Origin of the sequence: Entomohabitans teleogrylli, from assembly GCF_001484765.1 — a bacterium.
Lineage (GTDB): Bacteria > Pseudomonadota > Gammaproteobacteria > Enterobacterales > Enterobacteriaceae > Entomohabitans > Entomohabitans teleogrylli.
Genome location: NZ_LLXO01000013.1, coordinates 91,520 through 111,387, shown reverse-complemented (window position 1 = coordinate 111,387; position 19,868 = coordinate 91,520). Strand labels below are relative to the sequence as shown.

The window sequence follows — 19,868 nt, the reverse complement described above, 5'->3', positions numbered from 1 at the left end:
CTTATTTTGACTGACGCGCCGCCGCGCGCCGGTGGCGAATAATTTCCACCACGCCGGGTAAAATCGACACCACAATAATGCCGACAATCAGTAATTTAAGATTTTCCTGAATCATCGGAATGGTGCCAAAGAAGTAACCGGCATACGTGAACAACAGCACCCACAGCAGCGCGCCAATCACGTTATAGGCGGCGAAATGACGATAGGACATATGCCCCATTCCCGCCACGAAGGGCGCAAAAGTACGCACAATCGGAACAAAGCGCGCCAGAATAATCGTCTTGCCGCCGTGCTTTTCATAGAACTGATGGGTTTTGTCCAGATAGCTGCGGCGGAAAATTTTCGAATCCGGATTACTGAATAACCGTTCACCGAACAACCTGCCGATGGTGTAGTTCACCGCATCGCCGACAATGGCGGCGACCAGCATCAACAACACCATCAGATGAACGTTGAGGTCATTGGTTTCCAGCGATGCAAGCGCGCCGGCGACAAACAGTAATGAATCGCCAGGCAGGAACGGGGTCACCACCAGGCCGGTTTCACAAAACAGGATCAGAAACAGTATCGCGTACACCCAGATGCCGTATTCGGCCACCAGTTCCGCAAGGTGTACGTCAATGTGCAGAATAAAATCAATCAGAAAGCGAATAATATCCATTATGTTAGCCTTTGGTCACGACACTCAGTCCGCCAGAAACAGCGGACCCATGGGCGGCTTCGGCAGGTCGAAACGATCCGGGTAATCCACAGACACCAGATACAGTCCTTCCGCCTTTGCCGTTGCTGCCGCAAGCGTTCGGTCCTTTGCCGCCAGCAGCTCAGCCATCCAGCTCTCCGGCCGGTTTCCGCAGCCCACTTCCATCAGGCTGCCAACAATATTCCGCACCATATGATGAACAAACGCGTTCGCTTTAATATCCACCACCACATATGCACCATAACGGGTCACGTTAATGTGCATCACGTTGCGCCACGGCGTGCGCGACTGGCACTGTACCGCGCGAAACGAGGTAAAATCATTTTCCCCCAGCAGGCACCGGGCGGCGCGCTGCATGCGCTGCGCGTCCAGCGGCAGGTAAAAATGGGTCACCCCCTGGCCCAGCACCGCCGGACGCAAGCGCTGATTATAAATGATATAGCGGTATCTGCGCGCCGTGGCGCTGAAACGAGCGTGGAAATCATCCGGCACCGCTTTTACCCAGCGCACCGCAATATCCGCCGGCAGGTTAGCGTTAACCCCCAGTGTCCAGGCCGCCTCTTTACGCTGCGCCGTGGTATCGAAGTGCACCACCTGTCCGGTGGCGTGAACGCCGGCATCGGTGCGCCCGGCGCAGAATACGCCGATCGGCTCGTTGGCCACCCGGGAGAGCGCTGTTTCCAGCTTCTCCTGCACGCTACGCACTTCCTGCTGGCGCTGCCAGCCGTAGTATTTGCGGCCGTCGTACTCGATACCGAGGGCGATTTTATACAGCGGCTTTTCTTCCGGCGCCAGCATCAGTACAGATACTCCTGCAGCAACTTCTCCGCCGTTTTCACCGCCATCAGCGCGCCGCCGAAGCGTACGTTATCCGCCACGGACCAGAACTGCACCTGCTCGGGCATGCCGTAGTCGTTGCGCACGCAGCCGACGGAAAGCTGCACACTACCGGAGGCATCCCCCACCTGGGTCGGGAATTCATGCTCTTCAGAGAGTACGATATCTTCGCCGCGCGCCAGCGCGTCCCGCGCCTCTTCAGCGGATAACGGACGCAGCGCTTCCATGCTGACCATCTGGGCGTGGCCGTAGAATACCGGCGACTGCACACAACTGGCGGAGATCAACAGACCCTCGTCCTGGAGGATTTTGCGCACCTCGTCAACGATGCGCCGCTCTTCGCGCACGCTGCCTTCGCTGTCCGGAAGCAACGGCAGCATATTGAACGCCAGCTGGCGACCAAAATGGTCATCCTCATCAATCGGCATCCCGTTGAGTAGACGCGCGCTCTGGCCGGCCAAAGCGTCGACCGCTTTTTTCCCCTGCCCGGAGACCGACATCAGGCTGGTCACCTGAACGCGCGACAGTCCGCCCTGTTCCATCAGTGGTTTCAGCGCTGCCAGCAACTGGCTGGTGAGACTATCCGCCACCGCCACCAGATTACGGTTGCGGTAATCCGCCAGTACGTAAGGATTCACCTCCGGCACCACCAGCGGCACATCCGGCTCAAGGGCGAACAGGCCGCTGGAGTCAATCACCAGGCAGCCGGCGTTCGCCGCCTCTTCGGCATAGCGCGCCGCCGCCTGCTGACCCGCGACAAAAAACGCCAGTTGCGCCTGAGTCCAGTCAAACTCTGCGGCATCCTGCACCCGCAGCGTTTTACCGGAAAAACGCAGCGTTTCGCCGGCGCTTGCTTCACGGGCCAGCGCGTACAGTTCCCCCACCGGAAACTGGCGTTCGGCCAGCAGCTCAAGCAAGGCCTCACCCACGGCGCCGGTGGCGCCCAGTATGGCAATATTCCAGCCTTCAGACATGGTGGTTTACTCCAGACAATAAAAACGACGCCCCCTGGCGCTGGACGCCAGAGAGCGATAAGACAGTATTACGCTGCCGGACTGACGGCGTTAAAACCCAGTTTTTGCAGCGTTTGCGCCGCCTGCGGGTCATCGCACACCACTTCCAGAGACGACCATTCCCGGCGCTCCTGGTAGTACTTGCGCAGCCTGTCGAACTCGCCGGGCCGGTTGGCGACCAGACGCAGCGCAGCATCATCGCGGCGCACATCATACACCAGATGAACCAGTCTTTTCAGCGTTGCCTGATCGAGCGGGCCATGCAGCGCAATACGCCCAAATTCCGGGGCTGGCAGCAGGGTATCCAGCGGCACCTGTTGCCGTTGGCCGATAAACTGACTAAAAGCCTCAAAAACCTGAGTGGTGCCGCGCGCTTTCCCCTCCAGGGTATAACCGGCGATATGGGCGGTACCAATATCGGCCCGGGCCAACAGTTGCAGATTCAAATCCGGTTCCGGCTCCCAGACATCCAGCACCACGCTCAGCGCCTGTCCCGCCGCCAGCCGGCGCAGTAAAGCCTCGTTATCGACCACCGGACCGCGACAGGCGTTAATCAAAATACAGCCCGGCTTCAGGGCGCTAATCAACGCCTCGTCGGCCAGGTGCCAGGTGTTATAGGGGCCATCTTTAAATAGCGGGGTGTGGAAAGTGAGAACATCGGCTTCCCGCACCAGGGTGTCCAGCGCCAGAAACTCGCCCGGTTCTCCGCGGTCGGCGCGCGGCGGATCGCACAACAGCGTACGAATCCCCAACGCTTCCAGCCGCGCCTGCAGGCGCCCGCCGACATTGCCCACCCCAACAATCCCCACGCTCCGATCCGCCAGCGAGAAACCATCGCGTTCGGCCAGCATCAACAGCGCGGAAAAAACATACTCCACCACGGCAATGGCGTTGCACCCCGGTGCCGCGGAAAACGCAATCCCCGCCTGGCGCAGCCAGTCCTCATCGACATGATCGGTGCCCGCGGTGGCGGTACCGACAAACTTCACCGGCTTGTCGTTCAGTAATGCGGCATTCACTTTGGTGACCGAACGCACCATCAGCGCATCGGCATCGTCCAGCTCACCCTGCGGCAACGGACGCCCCGGCACCGCTTTCACTTCCCCCAGCCGGCTGAACAGCTCGCGCGCATAGGGCATATTTTCATCGACGACAATTTTCACGCTACGGTACCTGTTTGTGCACGCCATACGGCGGATAAGTGTGCCATAATCTCGCCACCCGGTCCTGGTCCGGGCCGTTTTTTTTCATTCAAGGACTCAACGCGATGCAATCTATTCCGGGCCCTTCCGCCCGCCCTCCCGGCGTTCCTCCCGACCCCCTCTCACCCCTTGCCGCTCAACCGCTGTCCAGCCAGCAGCGCACCACTCTTGAACGGCTGGTGACGCGCATCATCGCCCTGTCGCAACAGCAAAGCGCTGAAGTCTGGGCCGGACTGAAACACCATTTAACGCTTAAAAATGGCGATCCCCTGTTATCACGCCACTTTGCGGCGGCTGAGCAATACCTCAACCAGCGCCTGCTGCAGGCCGAAGGGTTACTGGAAAACCGCCAGACTCTGCATCAACTGAGCGAACTGCTGCAGCAGGGCAATAATCGCCAGGCGGTGAGCGACTACATCCGCCAGCAGTTCGGCCATACCGTGTTGAGCCAGCTGAGCGGGGAACAGCTGAAAAACGTGCTGGCTCTGCTGCGCGACGGCCAGTTAACCATTCCGCAGCCGCAGCCGCGTCCGGCCACCGGGCGCCCGCTACTGCCGGCGGAGCACCATGCCCTGAATACCCTGGTCACCCGGCTGGCGGCGGCGACCGGCGAATCCCCCAAACAGATCTGGCAGTCAATGCTGGAACTGAGCGGCGCTCCCCGGATAGAGACCATTTCAGCAAAATATTACGCCCTGCTGGCCAGTTGGCTCCAGGCCAGACACAGTCTGACTCAACAGTCGGCGCCGACGCTGCACATCCTGCAAAGCATGCTGAAACAACCGCTGGAAAGCGGCGAATGGCGGATGCTGAGCGATTATCTGCAACAGCAGTTTCAGGCCACGCCGCAGACAGCGCTGACGCCGGTGCAAATTCAGGATGTGGTGAATCACCTGTTCCTGCGCCGCGCCGCCAGCCTTCACGACATCTCAGACCACGATCCCTCGCCGATCGCCGCGCCGGTGGTGGCGCCGCTGACCGGCCTGGTAGAACGCCTCAGCGCTCGCCCGCTGGCCGCGGCGATCCTCCTGCTGGCGGCGCTGGTGCTGCTGTGGCTGGTACTGTAACGTTTCAAGCCGGCGGGGAGATCCGGCGGCGAAACGCCACCAGCGTCACCACAATTCCCACCGCCGCCGATACCGCCCCCGCAAGGAAGACCGACGGATAGCCCAGCGAGGTCGCCAGCAGGCCGCTAAGCGGGCCGGTGACGCCGTACGAAATATCCTGAAACGCCGCATAGCCGCCAAGGGCGGTACCGCGCACCTGCGGCGGCACCCGTTTGACGACCTCAACGCCGAGGGCCGGGAAAATCAGCGAACAGCCGCAGCCGGTGAGCGCCGCCCCAAGCAGGGCCACCCACTCCAGCGGCGCCTGCCACAGCAGGAGCAATCCGCAGGTCTCCACCAACAGCGACACTATCGCCACGTTAACGCCGCCAAAACGATCGGGCATCCAGCCAAACAGCACGCGCACCAGCACAAAAGCGCCGCCAAATGCCGTTAACGTAAAGCCCGCCATTGGCCAACCGCGGGTCGAAAAATAGAGCGACACAAAAGTGCCGATTACCGCGAAACCGACCCCCTGCAGAGCCAGCCCCAGCCCCGGCTGCCAGATCATCCCGACCACGCTCCACAGCGAGGGGCGCTCTCCTTTCTGGGCCGGCACCCGTTTTACCGTGCCGTTAAACGCCCAGGCCAGCAGCGGCAGCACAATGGTGACCGCCGCCAACGCGGCGAAGCCCCACTGCTGGTGAATTAACAGCCCCAGCGGCGCGCCGACGGCCAGCGCGCCATAGATTGCCATGCCGTTCCACGACATCACTTTGCCGGATCGCGCCGGTCCCACCAGCCCCATCCCCCAGGTCAGGGTGCCGGTCAGCAATTGGCTTTCGCCAAATCCGAGAATCAGCCGGCCGACAATCAGCAGAGCGAACTTCGCCAACGCGGAAACCGGCAACAGCGCCGCCAGCAGCCACGCCACCCCCGCCAGCCCGCAGGCCAGCATCCCCTGCAGCGCGGTGCGCTTTGCCCCTTGCTGATCCGCCAGACGCCCGGCGTAGCCGCGGGTTAAGACCGTGGCCAGAAACTGAATACCGACCGCCACGCCGACCATGGTGTTACCATAGCCCAGCTCATGATGGACAAACAGAGGAATCACCGGCAGCGGAATGCCGACCGTCATGTAGGTCAGGAAAACGGCAAACGCAATTCGCAACAGCGATGGGTTAGCCGACGCAGATTTTGTTTTTTGAGTCACACTGGACATGAATTCTTACTCCATCAGACAGCAGAGTAAGGCGGGAAAAGCCACGCCCTCGCCACCTGAGTATCAGGTCAGGCGTTGGTTAACGTAAAACGCTTACGCAATATCGCAAGATATTGAGGGAGTGGCAGTTTGCCAGGGGAATGAAAGGCTGTCAATCATCAAAAAAATATATCGAACAGGCGCCAGCCCCGGCTTGCCGGCAACAAAAAAGGGAAAGCCGCTTTACGGACTTCCCCTGCTGTTACAGCCAGACTGAAACGGTTATGCGCGGTACTTGCGCATCACCAGAGTGGCGTTGGTGCCGCCGAAGCCAAAGCTGTTAGACATTACCGTGGTCAGTTGACGCTCAGTTGGCTCGGTAACAATGTTCAGCCCCCGGGCCTGTTCATCCATTTCTTCGATGTTGATGCTCGGCGCCACAAACCCGTGTTCCAGCATCAGCAACGAATAGATGGCTTCCTGAACCCCTGCCGCCCCGAGGGAGTGGCCGGTCATCGCTTTGGTAGCGGAAATGGCCGGGGTATTGTCGCCAAACACTTCGCGGATCGCCCACAGCTCTTTAACATCGCCCACCGGCGTGGAAGTCCCGTGGGAGTTAAGATAGTCAACCGGGGTATCGAGGTCGTTCATCGCCATCTTCATGCAGCGCACCGCGCCTTCGCCCGACGGGGCTACCATATCCGCGCCGTCAGAGGTCGCGCCATAGCCGACGATTTCCGCATAGATATGCGCGCCGCGCGCCAGCGCGTGCTCCAGTTCTTCAACCACCACCATACCGCCGCCGCCGGCGATGACGAAGCCGTCGCGGTTGGCATCATAGGTACGGGAGGCTTTTTCCGGTGAGTCATTATATTTGGTGGACAGCGCGCCCATGGCGTCAAACTCACAGGCCATTTCCCAGCACAGCTCTTCGCCGCCGCCGGCAAAAACAATGTCCTGTTTCCCCAACTGGATCTGCTCGACAGCGTTGCCGATGCAGTGCGCAGAGGTGGCGCAGGCGGAACTGATGGAGTAGTTAACGCCGTGAATTTTGAACGGCGTGGCCAGACAGGCGGAAACGCCGGACGCCATGGCTTTGGTCACCACATAGGGACCGACCGCTTTCAGGCCACGCGGGCCGCGCATTGCGTCAGCGCCGAATACCTGGAATCTTGGCGAACCGCCGCCGGAGCCGGCGATCAGACCAACGCGCGGGTTATTCTGATACTGTTCTTCCGACAGGCCGGAATCCTGGATGGCCTGCTCCATTGACAGGTAAGCGTAGACAGATGCATCGCTCATGAAACGCACAACTTTGCGATCGATGAGGCCGGTAGTGTCCAGTTTCACATTGCCCCATACGTGGCTGCGCATACCGGAATCTTTCAGTTCCTGAGAGAAAGTGATCCCTGAGCGCCCTTCACGCAGAGATGCCAGAACTTCCTGCTGGTTATTACCGATGCTGGAAACAATGCCCAGGCCAGTAATCACTGCACGTTTCATTCAATACCTCTTCCTACTGCACGTAAATTTTAAGAATTCGACAGGCACAATAGCGTACAGATGTACGCCGAACAAGTCCGATCAGCATATTAGTCTATAAATTTGCGCACCTGCACACACATCGTTAAGATCGTCACACTGCCTGCCAGACGAGCAACTTACGTGAAACAATCCCCTATTCAGTCCGCCAGCCTGCATTTTAACGAAGAGGGTACACCTGTATCCCGAGAATTCGACGACGTCTATTTTTCCAACGACAACGGTCTGGAAGAAACCCGCTACGTTTTCCTGACCGGCAACCGAATCCCGACGCGTTTCGCCGCACACCCGCGGCCACTGTTTATCGTCGCTGAAAGCGGTTTCGGTACCGGGCTGAATTTCCTGACGCTCTGGCAGGCATTCACGCGCTTTCGCCAGCAACAGCCGCAGGCTGCGCTACAGCGCCTGCACTTTATCAGCTTTGAAAAATATCCCCTGACCCGCCGCGACCTGGCGCTGGCCCATCAGCGCTGGCCGGAGCTGGCGCCCTGGGCCGACGAACTTCAGCAGCAGTGGCCGGAGCCGTTTGCCGGCTGCCACCGCCTGCTGCTTGACGGTGGTCGGGTGACGCTCGATCTGTGGTTTGGCGATATTAATGACACTTTGTCACAGCTTGATGACAGCGCTAACCAGCAGGTCGACGCCTGGTTTCTCGACGGCTTTGCGCCGGCGAAAAATCCCGATATGTGGACGCCGGCGCTGTTCAACGCCATGGCTCGTCTGGCGCGTCCGGGCGGCAGCGTCGCCACCTTCACCTCCGCCGGTTTTGTCCGCCGCGGGCTGCAGGAGGCCGGCTTCACGATGCGCAAGCAAAAGGGATTCGGACGCAAACGCGAAATGCTTACCGGCAGTCTGGAACGGCCCGTCGACAGCGCGCCGCGCAGCCCGTGGTATTTGCGCCGCGCCGCCTCCGCCGGCGGCGAGATAGCGCTGGTCGGCGGCGGTATTGCCAGCGCGCTACTCAGTCTGGCGCTGCTGCGTCGCGGCTGGCGAGTCACGCTATACTGCGCAGATGACGCGCCGGCACAGGGCGCTTCCGGCAATCGCCAGGGCGCGCTCTATCCGCTACTCAGCCATGCGGATGACACCCTGACCGGGTTCTTCACTCATGCCTTCAGCTATGCCCGGCGCCTGTACGATAGCCTGCCGGTAGCTTTTGATCACCAATGGTGCGGCGTAACCCAACTGGCGTGGGATGAAAAAAGCCGCCACAAAATTGATCAGATGCTGGCGCTCGGCCTGCCCGAGACTATCGCCCACGGACTCTCCGCGCAGCAGGTCGCTGAACGCTGCGGACTGGAAACCCACTGCGGCGCTATCACCTATCCGATGGGCGGCTGGCTGTGCCCGGCGCAGCTGACTACCGGCGCCATTGCGCTGGCCAGTAGTCAGGGGCTGCAAGTACAGTACCACAAACGGGTACAGAAACTGGCCAATCAAAGCGGCTGGACAATAGACTTCGCCGATGGCAATTCAGCCCACCACGAGGTACTGGTACTGGCGAACGGCTGGCAGATCAGTCAGTTTGCCTGGACGGAAATGCTGCCGGTCTACCCGGTAGGCGGCCAGGTCAGCCATATCCCCACCACGAGGCAACTGGCGCAGTTAACCCAGGTGCTGTGCTACGACGGTTATCTGACCCCTCACCATCCACAGCGCCGCGAGCACTGTATCGGCGCCAGCTACCATCGCGGCGTAGCGCAAATTACCTGCAATGCGGCAGATCAGTTGCACAACCGCCAGCGATTAATTGACTGCCTGCCGCAGGCCCGCTGGACTTATGACGTGGATATCAGCGCCGGAGAGGCCCGCTGCGGCGTGCGCTGCGCGACCCGCGATCATCTGCCGCTGGTGGGTCAGGCCCCGGACTATCCGGGCACTCTGACGCAGTATGCTACGCTGCGCGACGATCTGCGCGCCGCTAAGCCAATCGCCGCGGCGCCAGCGCTGGAAAACCTGTATCTCCTCGGCGCGCTGGGCTCCCGGGGGCTGTGCAGCGCGCCGCTGGCGGCGGAGATCCTCGCCGCCCAGATAAGCGGCGAACCACTGCCCGCCGGTGCCGCCACGCTGGCGGCGCTCAGTCCGAACCGCTACTGGATACGCAAATTGCTGAAGGGGAAACCCGTTATCGTCTGACCAGCCATGGAAAAAATATCCCGGACCCAATACACTGCCTGACAGACGCAAGGAGCGCCGAACAGGAATATCAATTAATGACCAGGGATAGATTCAAACTGCTTATTGCTTATGGCTTTCTCGCTCTTTCATCCGCCATATTGCTGTCTATTTCCGTCATCATATTGAAAAGCACTGGAGAGATACTGTCCGATGGCTGCGTACCGGGTCAATTTTCGCGCGTCACAGGGGTGGGAGAGGATATTTGCATCACGGAACATCCGCTAATTTATTTTCTCTCGGTGATAGCCAGAGCCCTGATGGGCCTGCTGCCAGGCGTTTTATCTGTAGTAATTATTCTCTGGCTGATTGGGATTCCGTCAAGGACGGGTCGGCGAAAAAACATTCGCCGACGCCGCCAGTGATATCAGCGCCGGCGCAATAAAAAGTTACAGCGCGCAGGGGGGATGTTCCTCCGTAAGCTTTACACACGTCCAGCCGGAAGTGGACGGCATAATCGCGCGGTTATGATTGCGCCTGCCGCCAGAGTTTGTCCCACATCTCCAGCACCAGCGCCTGATCGCGTGGGGAAAGTTCCCCGGCGTGGATAGCCTTTTCCAGACTGTGAGTCACATTTTGATATACCGCCTGCGCGCAATGATCTTCCCCCGCTTCCAGTTCAGCCACCGCCAGCGTCAGGTGGCCGCGCAGATAACCGCTGGCAAACAGTTCATCATCACTGGCATGCTCCACCATGTCGTCAATCAGCGCCAGAATGCGAGCTTCAAATTCCGCGATCATCGTATTTCCTCTTGTTGCATAGCGATTAGTTCAGATCTTCCGGCCACGGAAACTGTTCCGCTGACAGCGCCGGCGTATTGTAATAATTGCCCAGAGCGGCAATCAGCCGCGCCGGTCTTGCCGGGATCCCATGCTCCAGATAGGCCATGACCTGAGCATGGACCCGGCGCTGGAAGGCGATGCGATCGGGCTCGAAATCCCCTTCCAGGTTGTCACAACTGACATTGAAAGGAAATCCCGCGGCCACGCAGAACAGCCAGTCCAGCGCCTGAGGTTTCACTTCCACATCTTCAAACTGCCCCTGGGTGGCGCGATCCCGACCGTCCGGACAATACCAGTAGCCAAAATCAACCAACTCGCGGCGCGCCTTACCGGCGATACACCAGTGGGAAATTTCATGGATCGCGCTGGCGTAAAAACCGTGGGCAAAGACAATCCGGTGGTAAGGGATTGCGTCATCGGCGGGCAAATAGATGGGCTCATCGTCCCCCTTCACCAGCCGGGTATTAAATTCTTCAGCAAAACAGCCGTTAAAAATATCAATCAGCTGTTGATAGTGGTGCTCGACACAACTCATATTCACAACGTTCCCAGCCATTGCATCAACTGCTGTCCGTGGCTATCAAACAGCAGTTTGGCGCTCATCACCAGTGAGACAATGACAATCATCGGGCGGATTAGCCGCTGCCCTTTACTGAGCACCAGCCGCGATCCCATCCTTGCCCCACAAAACTGACCGGCCATCATCACAAAACCGGTCCCCCAGACAACTTTACCGCCGATGATAAACAGCAGCAGCCCGCCAATATTCGATGTCGCATTCAACAGCTTGGCGTGCGCTGTCGACTTTGCAAGGTTATAGCCGCACAGCGTCACATACGCCAGAGCATAAAACGACCCAGCCGCCGGGCCAAAAAAACCATCGTAAAACCCCACACAGCCGCCGGCGACCAGAGCAAACGGCAGGCCGTACAGGCGCCGCTGACGGTCTTCTTCGCCGAGCCGGGGCATCAGCAGAAAATAGAGCCCGATACAGATAATCAGGAGCGGTAGGATCTGGCGCAGAATATCGGAATTTACATGCTGCACCAGCAGCGCCCCGGACATGGAGCCGATAAAGGTCATCAGGACATTCAGTTTCTGCTCGCGCAGATTCACCACTTTACGGCGAATAAAATAGAGTGTGGCAGAAACCGAGCCGCCGCAGGCCTGCAGCTTGTTGGTCGCCAGCGCCTGGGCCGGCGACATACCCGATGACAGCAGCGCCGGAATCGTCAACAGCCCGCCGCCGCCGGCAATAGAATCAATAAACCCGGCGAGCATGGCGACCAGAAACAGCACCGCCAACGCCAGGGGAGACACCACAAACCACTCCATCACACACCATCCCAACCGCGGAGTTACCCGGTTATTTTTTGCCGCGCATTATGACACGTCCGCAGATGTCCGACGAATCGTTTGCTACTGGCGGACAATAAAAAACCCGAATTTACCATTCGGGTTGAGTCGATAACCGATGCCGAAAATAACCGCCAGTTAGAGTACGTGCTCATCCAGCAGCGCCTGACAGGAGGCCGGCAACGGCGGCGGCGTCTTCTTCTTCGGCGGCGTGCTACCGGGCACAGGAGGCGCAAACCAGCTCTGCAGCTCGGCGCCGCAGCCGTCGCCCGGCGGCGGTAGCGGCTGATCTTCGCACTCCAGGCTTCCCGCCGGACAGCGCAGGCGCACGTGCATATGGGCGCGATGAGCAAACCACGGCCTGACCTTACGCAGCCAGTCGCGGTCGGCCCCAGCCTCTTCGCACAGGCGCAGTTTAATCGCCGGATTGACGAAAATGCGCGTTACGTCGTTATCTTTAGCCGCCAGTTTGATCAGGCTGCCGATTTTCGGCTGCCACAGCGAATCCACCACCCGCTTGCCGTCCCGGGACACCAGATCCAGCGCCTGCGGCTTCAGGAGCTGCGCGGGGGTCCAGCGAGTCTGCGGCAGTTGCAGGAAGATATCGACATCCAGACCGCTCTGGTGGCTGGCGTGGCCGCTATTGAAGCGTCCGCCGGCAGGCATCCCCATATCCCCTACCAGTACGGTGCCCAACCCGAGATTTTTTACCTGCATGCTCAGGCGCTGAATAAACAGCACCAGATCCGGATGGCCAAAATAGCGGCGCTGGTCGGTACGCATCACCTGGTAATCCGTTGACGCCAGCGGCAGCGCCTCGGCGCCGACGATACAGCCATTGGAAAACGCCCCGATAGACTGGGCGCTGCCGGGAATCGGCTGGGTCACTTTCTGCCACGGCGTCGCGGCGCCGACAGCGGCGCTGGCGACCAGCGCCAGCAGAGCAATCAGGGTTTTCTTCATGGCATCACCAGCGCGGCAGAGTGGTCGAAACATCACCGTTTTGCGCCCGCTGGCGCAGAAGATGATCCATTAATACAATAGCCATCATCGCTTCGGCGATCGGCACCGCGCGGATCCCGACGCAGGGATCGTGGCGTCCGCGGGTCACCATTTCTACCTCTTCGCCGAAGCGGTTCAGCGTCCGCCCGGGCACCATAATGCTGGAGGTCGGTTTCAGGGCGATATTGGCCACGATCTGCTGGCCGCTGCTGATACCCCCGAGAATACCGCCGGCATGGTTGCTCTGAAATCCCTCGCGGGTGATCTCATCGCGATTCTCGCTGCCGCGTAAACCCACCACGCCAAACCCGTCGCCAATCTCCACCCCTTTCACGGCGTTAATGCTCATCAGCGCATGGGCAATATCGGCGTCGAGCCGATCGAAAACCGGCTCGCCCAGGCCTGGCGGCACGCCGTCAGCCACCACCGTTACCCGCGCGCCAATGGAATCGCCCTCTTTCTTCAGGGCGCGCATCAGTTCGTCCAGCGTCTCAATCTTGTCCGGATCCGGGCAGAAAAACGGATTCTGCTCCACCTGATCCCAGTCCTTAATCGCCAGCGGAATGTCACCCATTTGGGTCAGACAGGCGCGGATAACGATAGCGTATTTCGCCGCCAGGTATTTTTTAGCAATCGCCCCCGCCGCTACGCGCATGGCGGTTTCACGGGCTGATGAGCGGCCGCCGCCGCGGTAATCGCGCAGGCCGTATTTCTGTTCGTAGGTATAATCGGCGTGGCCGGGACGGAACACATCTTTAATGGCGCTGTAATCCTGGGAACGCTGGTCGGTATTTTCAATCAACAGGCCGATACTGGTGCCGGTAGTCACCCCTTCAAACACCCCGGAGAGGATCTTCACCTGGTCCGGCTCCCGGCGCTGGGTGGTATAGCGCGATGTCCCCGGACGGCGCCGGTCCAGATCGTGTTGTAAGTCGGCTTCGCTGAGGGCGATGCCCGGCGGTACGCCGTCGACAATACATCCCAGCGCCAGCCCGTGTGATTCACCAAAAGTGGTAACGCGAAAAACCTGTCCAATCGTATTCCCGGCCATCACGGCTCCTTACCGTTGTCATCGTTATATATGGCAGATAAATATACGGGCGACCCGCGCCCGCGCTCAGGGATTAGTCCCGGTAGATGCTGAAGTGCTCCCGCGCCGCCATCAGTTGCGCTTTGGTCAACATAAAGACGCCGTCCCCACCGTTATCAAACTCCAGCCAGGTGAACGGCACGTCCGAATACTGCTCCATCAGATGTACCATGCTGTTGCCAACCTCACAAATCAGCACCCCGTCATCCGCCAGATAATCCGGCGCGCAGGCCAGGATTCGCCGGGTCAGTTTCAGACCATCGCTGCCCGCCGCCAGCCCCAGCTCAGGTTCGTGGCGATATTCGCCGGGCAGATCGGCCATATCTTCAGCATCGACATACGGCGGGTTAGTGACGATGATATCGTATTGTACCTTCGGCAGGTCGCGGAACAGATCGGAACGGATCGGCGTGACGTTATGAATCATGCCGTGTTCTTCGATGTTACGCTCGGTAACGGCCATGGCGTCCGGTGAAATATCCACGGCGTCCACTTCCGCCTCCGGGAACGCGTAAGCACAGGCGATCGCAATACAGCCGCTACCGGTGCACATATCGAGAATATGCTCCGGCGCGCGCTCAATCAGCCCGGAAAAATGGTTATTGATCAGTTCGCCGATTGGCGAGCGCGGCACCAGTACCCGTTCGTCGACATAAAATTCGTGGCCGCAAAACCAGGCTTTATTGGTCAGGTAGGCCACCGGAATGCGCTCATTGACCCGGCGGATCACCCGCTCAACAATGCGGTGGCGTTCGCTGGACGTCAGGCGACAGGTGCGCATATCTTCCGGGATATCCAGCGGCAGGTACAGTGTAGGCAATACCAGTTGCACAGCTTCGTCCCACGGATTATCAGTGCCGTGACCATACCAGATCCCGGCGGCGCTGAAGCGGCTGACGGCCCAGCGCAGCATGTCCTGAATGGTGTGCAGTTCACCGACTGCCTCATCAACGAAAATTTTGTCCACTTTGCCCTCCGCAGGCGATTCGCGCTGTTAATTCAGCGGCTAGTTTGCCATGAAGACGGTCACAAATCAGCAGGCAAGCGCGAAACAGCGCGCGGATAGCCGGCTTTTCTTTAATCATGGGCGCTAAAGCGGGTAAACTGGCGTCAGCAAAAATAACGATGAGAGAAGTATGAAAAAGAAAGCGACACTCAGCGGGGAGGACCAGGCGCTGTTTCGCGAACTGATGCGCGGCACGCGCGAGCTGGTTCAGGATACGATTGTCCACCTCCCGACGCGGACAAAACTGCGCGAAGTGCCGGAAAAGCGCCTGCTCCAGGAGCAGGCCGACGCCAGCCACTATTTTTCTGATGAATTCCAGCCACTGCTGGCCAGTGAAGGGCCGGCCCGCTACGTACGCGAAGGCGTCAGCCATTTTGAGCTAAAAAAACTGCGCCGCGGCGACTATTCCCCGGAGCTGTTTCTCGATTTGCATGGCCTGACCCAGCTACAGGCCAAACAGGAACTGGGCGCGCTGATCGCCGCCTGCCGGCGTGAACATATCTGGTGCGCCTGCGTCATGCACGGCCATGGTAAACATATTCTGAAGCAGCAGACGCCGCTGTGGCTGGCTCAGCATCCGCACGTGATGGCATTCCATCAGGCGCCGAAAGAGTACGGCGGCGATGCCGCGCTGCTGGTATTAATAGAAGTGGAAGAGTGGCAACCGCCCGAACTGCCCTGAATAAGGCAGCCCGCAGCGGACTATTGTCTTCAGTGAGCGATTCGGCAAGCCCCCCGGGATCGGGCGACTGAACGACCGTCCGCAGGTTTAAATCGCTTTGGCGATTCTCAGGTTGCAGGGGCTCATCTGCCAGTTAAATTCCCCATTCCCACCTTCAGCATCCAGCGTGACGCTGGCAATTGCCGAGGTGCAGAACATCGGCGGCGTCTCCTGCGGGCACAGCTCGGACACCAGATAGCCCACCAGAGGCAGGTGGGAAACCACCAGCACCGAGGCCACCCCTTGCTGAGCCAGCGTATGGAGATAAGCGCCAACCAGTCCGATATCGCCGCACGGAGTCAGCTCCGGCAGCACCTCTTCCTGAGCCGGAAGCGCCAGCGTCTCTCTCAGCACATCCAGCGTCTGTTCTGCACGCAGATAGGGACTGACCAGAACCCGCTCTACGTCCACCTGCTGACCTTTCAACCAGATAGCCATTTGATGAGATTCATCGCGCCCGTGCTGGGTCAGAGGACGAACCGCATCGCTGGCGGCATCAAGAGCTGCGTCGCCGTGACGCATAATTAAGACTTGCATATTGCACCGCTGTTGTTGACCAGAAACGCCGCTGAGACCCGGCAAATAAGGAAATAACGCCAGGGCCTTGCGGCGGTTGGGCATTGTGCCTTATCCGTACATCGAATGAAACGCAGTGTTTTACCTCATTGCTGTAAGTATAGTCAATCACTGTTTACAAAATGAGCACAGGCAGCTACTGCGCAGGTTTTGCTGCAACCGGCTGCGGCGCTGGCGGCCAGAAATGCTCACCGCTTTGCGCCATCGCCAGCAACCGCTCGCAGGGCGCAAAACGCTCGCCATAACGCGCCGCCAGTTGCTGCAACTCCGCCACCGCTTCCCGGGCGCCGAGAACATCCAGATAGCGGAACGGCCCGCCGCGAAACGGCGGAAAACCGATGCCGAACACCGCGCCAATATCACCGTCGCGCACACTGCGCACCACCCCTTCATCCAGGCAGCGCACCGCCTCATTCAACATCATCATTACACAGCGCCGGGCAATCTGCTCGCCGCTAAGGTGCGCTTTCGGCGCCACACCCAGCAGCGAGTATATCGCTTCATCCGGACGTTTTTTGCTTTTACGCCCTTTCGCCGGATAAAGATAGAAACCGCGATTATTTTTTCTCCCTTTGCGATCGTCGTTCAAAATCGCCGCTACCGCTGTCGGCGCGGTAAAGCGCGGACCATAAGCCTGCTCAAGAATGGGAATAATTTTTGTCCCGACATCAATGCCAACCTCATCGAGCAACTGGATGGGCCCGACCGGGAAGCCAAAATCCAGCAGCGCATCATCAATGTGCTCTATCGGCTCCCCTTCCACCAGGCAGCGCAGCGCTTCGTTGACATAGGGAGCGAGGATCCGGTTGACATAAAACCCGGCGCTATCGCCCACGACAATCGGCGTTTTACCCTGCGATTTCGCCAGCCTGACAATAGTGGAAATCGTTTCCGCGCTGGTGCCGGTATGGGGAATAACTTCCACCAGCGGCATTTTATCCACCGGACTGAAATAGTGCAGGCCAATCACCTGCTCCGGGCGGCGCGCCCGGGCAGCGATTTCGCCGATCGGCAACGATGACGTATTAGAGGCGAACAGCGTATGGGGAGCGGCGAATTGTTCGACTTCATCCACCATCTGCTGCTTGAGCGCTAAATCTTCGAAAACCGCCTCAATCACCACATCGCGCCGGGCAAATCCCCGGTAGTCGGTAGCGCCGGAAATCAGCGCCATCTCTCTGGCGCGCTGCGCCGCGTTGATATGGCGCCGCTGCACTTTACGGCTGAGTAAATCCCAGCTATAGCGCAGAGCATGGTTAATCCCCGCGCTATTGATATCTTTTATGCGCACCGGCAGTCCGGCTTTAAGCGCCGTGACCGCGGCAATCCCGCCGCCCATCAGACCGCCGCCCAGGATACCTACCGACTGAACCGGTAGCGGCGGCGCATCGCTGCCGGGATCTTTTTTCAGTTCAGTGCTGGCAAAGAAAATCCCGCGCAGCGCCGCAGACTGGGGCGACATCGCCAGTTCACCAAACGCCCGGGCCTCCGCAGCGTAGCCATTGCCGCTGCCCTGGCTAATGCCGGTTTTCACCACCTCGATAATCCGCGCCGTCGCCGGATAGTTACCGCGGGTTTTCTGTTCGGTCTTGCGGGAAACCACGGAAAACAGCAGCGAACGCGCCAGCGGACCGGCCATAATGCGCTCGGCGAGCGGCAGGCTGCGGGAAGGTTTGCCCTTTTTCGCCAGCGCCGCCGCGGCATCGGCAAGAATCGATACCGGAACAACGTCATCCACCAGACCCATTTTCAGCGCCTGACGCGGCCGAATATGTTTGCCGGTGAGGATCATCTCCAGCGCCCGACTCAGGCCGATCAGACGCGGCAGACGCTGCGTGCCGCCGGAACCTGGCAACAGCCCCAGTTGTACTTCCGGCAGGCCGAGCGCTGTTTTACCGTCATCGCTGCAGATTCGACGATGGCAGGCCAGCGCCAGTTCCAGACCGCCCCCCAGGCAAGGGCCATGGATTGCGGCCACCACCGGTATCCCCAGCCCGGCGATATCGTTCATAATCTGCTGCCCCTGACGAGCCAGCGCTTCGGCTTCATCGGCGCGCTGGCAGGCGGCAATCATGTTAATGTCCGCCCCGGCGATAAAGTTGTCCGGCTTGCCGGAAATAAAGACAACCCCCTCCAGCCCGCTACGGGATTTCAGTTCGCGCAGAATTGCCCGTACCTGCTCGCCAAACGCCGCCTGTAGGGTATTCATCTTTTCGCCTGGCACGTCAATGGTAATCACCGCGACATTGTCCGGGCGCACGGTCATACGAAATGCGGATGTGGTTTCCATTATTCAGCCTCCAGTACCATGGCCGCGCCCAGGCCGCCCGCCGCGCAGGCGGTGACCAGCCCGAGACCTCCGCCCCGGCGCCGCAGTTCATTGAGCGTTTGGGTAATCATTCTGGCGCCGGTGGCGGCGAAAGGATGGCCGTAGGCAATAGATCCTCCCAGCACATTGAAACGCGCGTCATCCACCTCGCCGGTCGCTTTCTCTCTGCCGAGCACTTCCCGGGCAAAACGATCGCTGGAAAGCATTTTCAGATTCGCCAGCGTCTGGGCGGCAAAGGCTTCGTGCATATCAAACAGAGTAAGATCGCCAAGCGTGATGCCGGCCCGATCCAGCGCCAGCGGCGTTGCCCACGCCGGCCCCAGCAGCATATCCTGCCAGACATCAATGGCGGTAAACGCATAACTACGCAGATAGCCGAGCGGCGTCAAACCCAGCGCCTTCGCCCGGGATTCCGTCATCAGAATAACCGCTGCTGCGCCGTCGGTGAGGGGCGTGCTGTTGGCCGCCGTTACAGAGCCGTGCCGGCGATCGAAGGCCGGACGCAGCTTTGCGTAATCGGCCAGACTGCTGGTTTTACGGATGTTGTTATCTTCCGCGAACGGTTCCCGGTATGGCGGCACATAAGCAGTCATGACCTCATCGCTTAGTTTTCCCTCCTCCCAGGCTCTGGCAGCCAGTTGATGGGAACGATGCGCCAGCGCATCCTGCTGTTCGCGGCTGATTTGATGACTTTTTGCCATCTGTTCCGCAGTATCCCCCATTCTTAATCCGGTAGAATATTCCGCCACCGCCGGGGGCACCGGTAGCAGGTCCCGGGGGCGCAGGCGAGAAAAGAGTTTCAGTTTCTGGCCGAGAGTACGCGCTTTACTGGCATCCACCAGCACCCTGCCGAGGGTTTTACTGACCCCAATCGGCAATACCGAAGAGGAGTCCGCACCGCCGGCGATACCAGCCTGAATCGTCCCGGCCATCAGACTTTCCGCCACATTGGCTACCGCCTGGAAACTGGTGGCGCAGGCGCGGCTGACGCTATAAGCATCAGTATGGATGTTCATGCCGGTACCCAGCACAATTTCCCGGGCGATATTGGGCGCTTCCGGCATCTGTACCACCTGGCCGAATACCAGTTGATCTATCTCCTGTGCCGGAATACCGCTTCTTGCCAGCAGTTCCGCAACCACTATTTTTCCCAAATCAACGGCGGGAACGCCATGGAAGGCCGTCGCCTGGCGGGCAAACGGCGTACGTAATCCGCTGATAATCGCGATACGATCCCCCTGACGGGTTACCAGCGGTAATGCCTGATTCATAACACGCCCCTGTTAAACTGT

Annotated in this window: 19 protein-coding genes; 4 read left to right on the top strand and 15 right to left on the bottom strand. The window is 59.5% G+C overall.

What is annotated here, in order from left to right:
- Position 1: 1 nt before the first annotated feature.
- The 4 genes from AQ981_RS15970 to pdxB form a co-directional block, all read right to left on the bottom strand.
- The gene (locus tag AQ981_RS15970; protein ID WP_058912738.1) at positions 2-661 is read right to left on the bottom strand and encodes a DedA family protein; all 660 of its coding nucleotides are present in this window, start codon (positions 659-661) and stop codon (positions 2-4) included.
- Positions 662-685: 24 nt separating this feature from the next.
- A complete protein-coding gene (gene truA, locus AQ981_RS15965; RefSeq protein WP_058912737.1) occupies positions 686-1,498 on the bottom strand; it encodes a tRNA pseudouridine(38-40) synthase TruA in 813 nt (270 codons plus the stop codon).
- Positions 1,498-2,511, bottom strand: a complete 1,014-nt coding sequence (locus tag AQ981_RS15960) for an aspartate-semialdehyde dehydrogenase (protein ID WP_058912736.1) — start codon at positions 2,509-2,511, stop codon at positions 1,498-1,500. The genes truA and AQ981_RS15960 overlap by 1 nt, the downstream gene beginning before the upstream one ends.
- A gap of 68 nt (positions 2,512-2,579) precedes the next feature.
- Positions 2,580-3,713 carry a 4-phosphoerythronate dehydrogenase PdxB gene (pdxB, locus tag AQ981_RS15955; protein ID WP_058912735.1) on the bottom strand — a complete coding sequence of 378 codons (1,134 nt, stop codon included), beginning with the start codon at positions 3,711-3,713 and terminating at the stop codon, positions 2,580-2,582.
- A gap of 104 nt (positions 3,714-3,817) precedes the next feature.
- On the opposite strand from pdxB, the gene flk reads away from it, so the two are divergent.
- Positions 3,818-4,819, top strand: a complete 1,002-nt coding sequence (gene flk / locus AQ981_RS15950) for a flagella biosynthesis regulator Flk (RefSeq protein ID WP_058912734.1) — start codon at positions 3,818-3,820, stop codon at positions 4,817-4,819.
- 4 nt (positions 4,820-4,823) lie between these two features.
- Here the strand turns inward: flk and AQ981_RS15945 are convergent, their stop codons facing one another.
- Positions 4,824-6,017: an MFS transporter gene (locus tag AQ981_RS15945; RefSeq protein WP_058912733.1), complete on the bottom strand. Its 1,194-nt coding sequence runs from the start codon at positions 6,015-6,017 to the stop codon at positions 4,824-4,826.
- A gap of 261 nt (positions 6,018-6,278) precedes the next feature.
- On the bottom strand, positions 6,279-7,499 hold the full coding sequence (gene fabB / locus AQ981_RS15940; protein ID WP_058912732.1) for a beta-ketoacyl-ACP synthase I: 1,221 nt from the start codon (positions 7,497-7,499) through the stop codon (positions 6,279-6,281).
- 162 nt (positions 7,500-7,661) lie between these two features.
- On the opposite strand from fabB, the gene mnmC reads away from it, so the two are divergent.
- Entirely contained in the window at positions 7,662-9,674 is a 2,013-nt protein-coding gene (gene mnmC / locus AQ981_RS15935; RefSeq protein WP_058912731.1) for a bifunctional tRNA (5-methylaminomethyl-2-thiouridine)(34)-methyltransferase MnmC2/FAD-dependent 5-carboxymethylaminomethyl-2-thiouridine(34) oxidoreductase MnmC1, read from the top strand.
- A 77-nt stretch (positions 9,675-9,751) separates the two neighbouring features.
- Positions 9,752-10,078 (top strand): hypothetical protein, encoded by a 327-nt coding sequence (locus AQ981_RS15930; protein WP_058912730.1) that lies wholly within the window; start codon positions 9,752-9,754, stop codon positions 10,076-10,078.
- Between the two features lie 100 nt (positions 10,079-10,178).
- Here the strand turns inward: AQ981_RS15930 and AQ981_RS15925 are convergent, their stop codons facing one another.
- From AQ981_RS15925 to prmB, 6 genes are all read right to left on the bottom strand, one after another.
- Positions 10,179-10,454 carry a YfcL family protein gene (locus AQ981_RS15925; RefSeq protein WP_058912729.1) on the bottom strand — a complete coding sequence of 92 codons (276 nt, stop codon included), beginning with the start codon at positions 10,452-10,454 and terminating at the stop codon, positions 10,179-10,181.
- Between the two features lie 25 nt (positions 10,455-10,479).
- Complete coding sequence (locus AQ981_RS15920) at positions 10,480-11,031, bottom strand: elongation factor P hydroxylase (protein WP_058912728.1); 552 nt, start codon at positions 11,029-11,031, stop codon at positions 10,480-10,482.
- 2 nt (positions 11,032-11,033) lie between these two features.
- The gene (locus tag AQ981_RS15915; RefSeq protein WP_058912727.1) at positions 11,034-11,831 is read right to left on the bottom strand and encodes a sulfite exporter TauE/SafE family protein; all 798 of its coding nucleotides are present in this window, start codon (positions 11,829-11,831) and stop codon (positions 11,034-11,036) included.
- A gap of 159 nt (positions 11,832-11,990) precedes the next feature.
- Complete coding sequence (mepA, locus tag AQ981_RS15910; protein WP_058912726.1) at positions 11,991-12,815, bottom strand: penicillin-insensitive murein endopeptidase; 825 nt, start codon at positions 12,813-12,815, stop codon at positions 11,991-11,993.
- Between the two features lie 4 nt (positions 12,816-12,819).
- On the bottom strand, positions 12,820-13,905 hold the full coding sequence (gene aroC / locus AQ981_RS15905) for a chorismate synthase (RefSeq protein ID WP_058912725.1): 1,086 nt from the start codon (positions 13,903-13,905) through the stop codon (positions 12,820-12,822).
- Positions 13,906-13,978: 73 nt separating this feature from the next.
- Complete coding sequence (gene prmB / locus AQ981_RS15900; protein ID WP_058912724.1) at positions 13,979-14,911, bottom strand: 50S ribosomal protein L3 N(5)-glutamine methyltransferase; 933 nt, start codon at positions 14,909-14,911, stop codon at positions 13,979-13,981.
- 169 nt (positions 14,912-15,080) lie between these two features.
- Here prmB and smrB point away from each other — a divergent pair, with 169 nt between their 5' ends.
- The gene (gene smrB, locus AQ981_RS15895; RefSeq protein ID WP_058912723.1) at positions 15,081-15,632 is read left to right on the top strand and encodes an endonuclease SmrB; all 552 of its coding nucleotides are present in this window, start codon (positions 15,081-15,083) and stop codon (positions 15,630-15,632) included.
- 87 nt (positions 15,633-15,719) lie between these two features.
- Here the strand turns inward: smrB and sixA are convergent, their stop codons facing one another.
- From sixA to fadI, 3 genes are all read right to left on the bottom strand, one after another.
- Positions 15,720-16,208: a phosphohistidine phosphatase SixA gene (gene sixA, locus AQ981_RS15890; protein WP_058912832.1), complete on the bottom strand. Its 489-nt coding sequence runs from the start codon at positions 16,206-16,208 to the stop codon at positions 15,720-15,722.
- A gap of 175 nt (positions 16,209-16,383) precedes the next feature.
- On the bottom strand, positions 16,384-18,537 hold the full coding sequence (fadJ, locus tag AQ981_RS15885) for a fatty acid oxidation complex subunit alpha FadJ (protein ID WP_058912722.1): 2,154 nt from the start codon (positions 18,535-18,537) through the stop codon (positions 16,384-16,386).
- A complete protein-coding gene (fadI, locus tag AQ981_RS15880; RefSeq protein WP_058912721.1) occupies positions 18,537-19,847 on the bottom strand; it encodes an acetyl-CoA C-acyltransferase FadI in 1,311 nt (436 codons plus the stop codon). Before fadI ends, fadJ begins: the two co-directional genes overlap by 1 nt.
- Positions 19,848-19,868 lie beyond the last annotated feature (21 nt).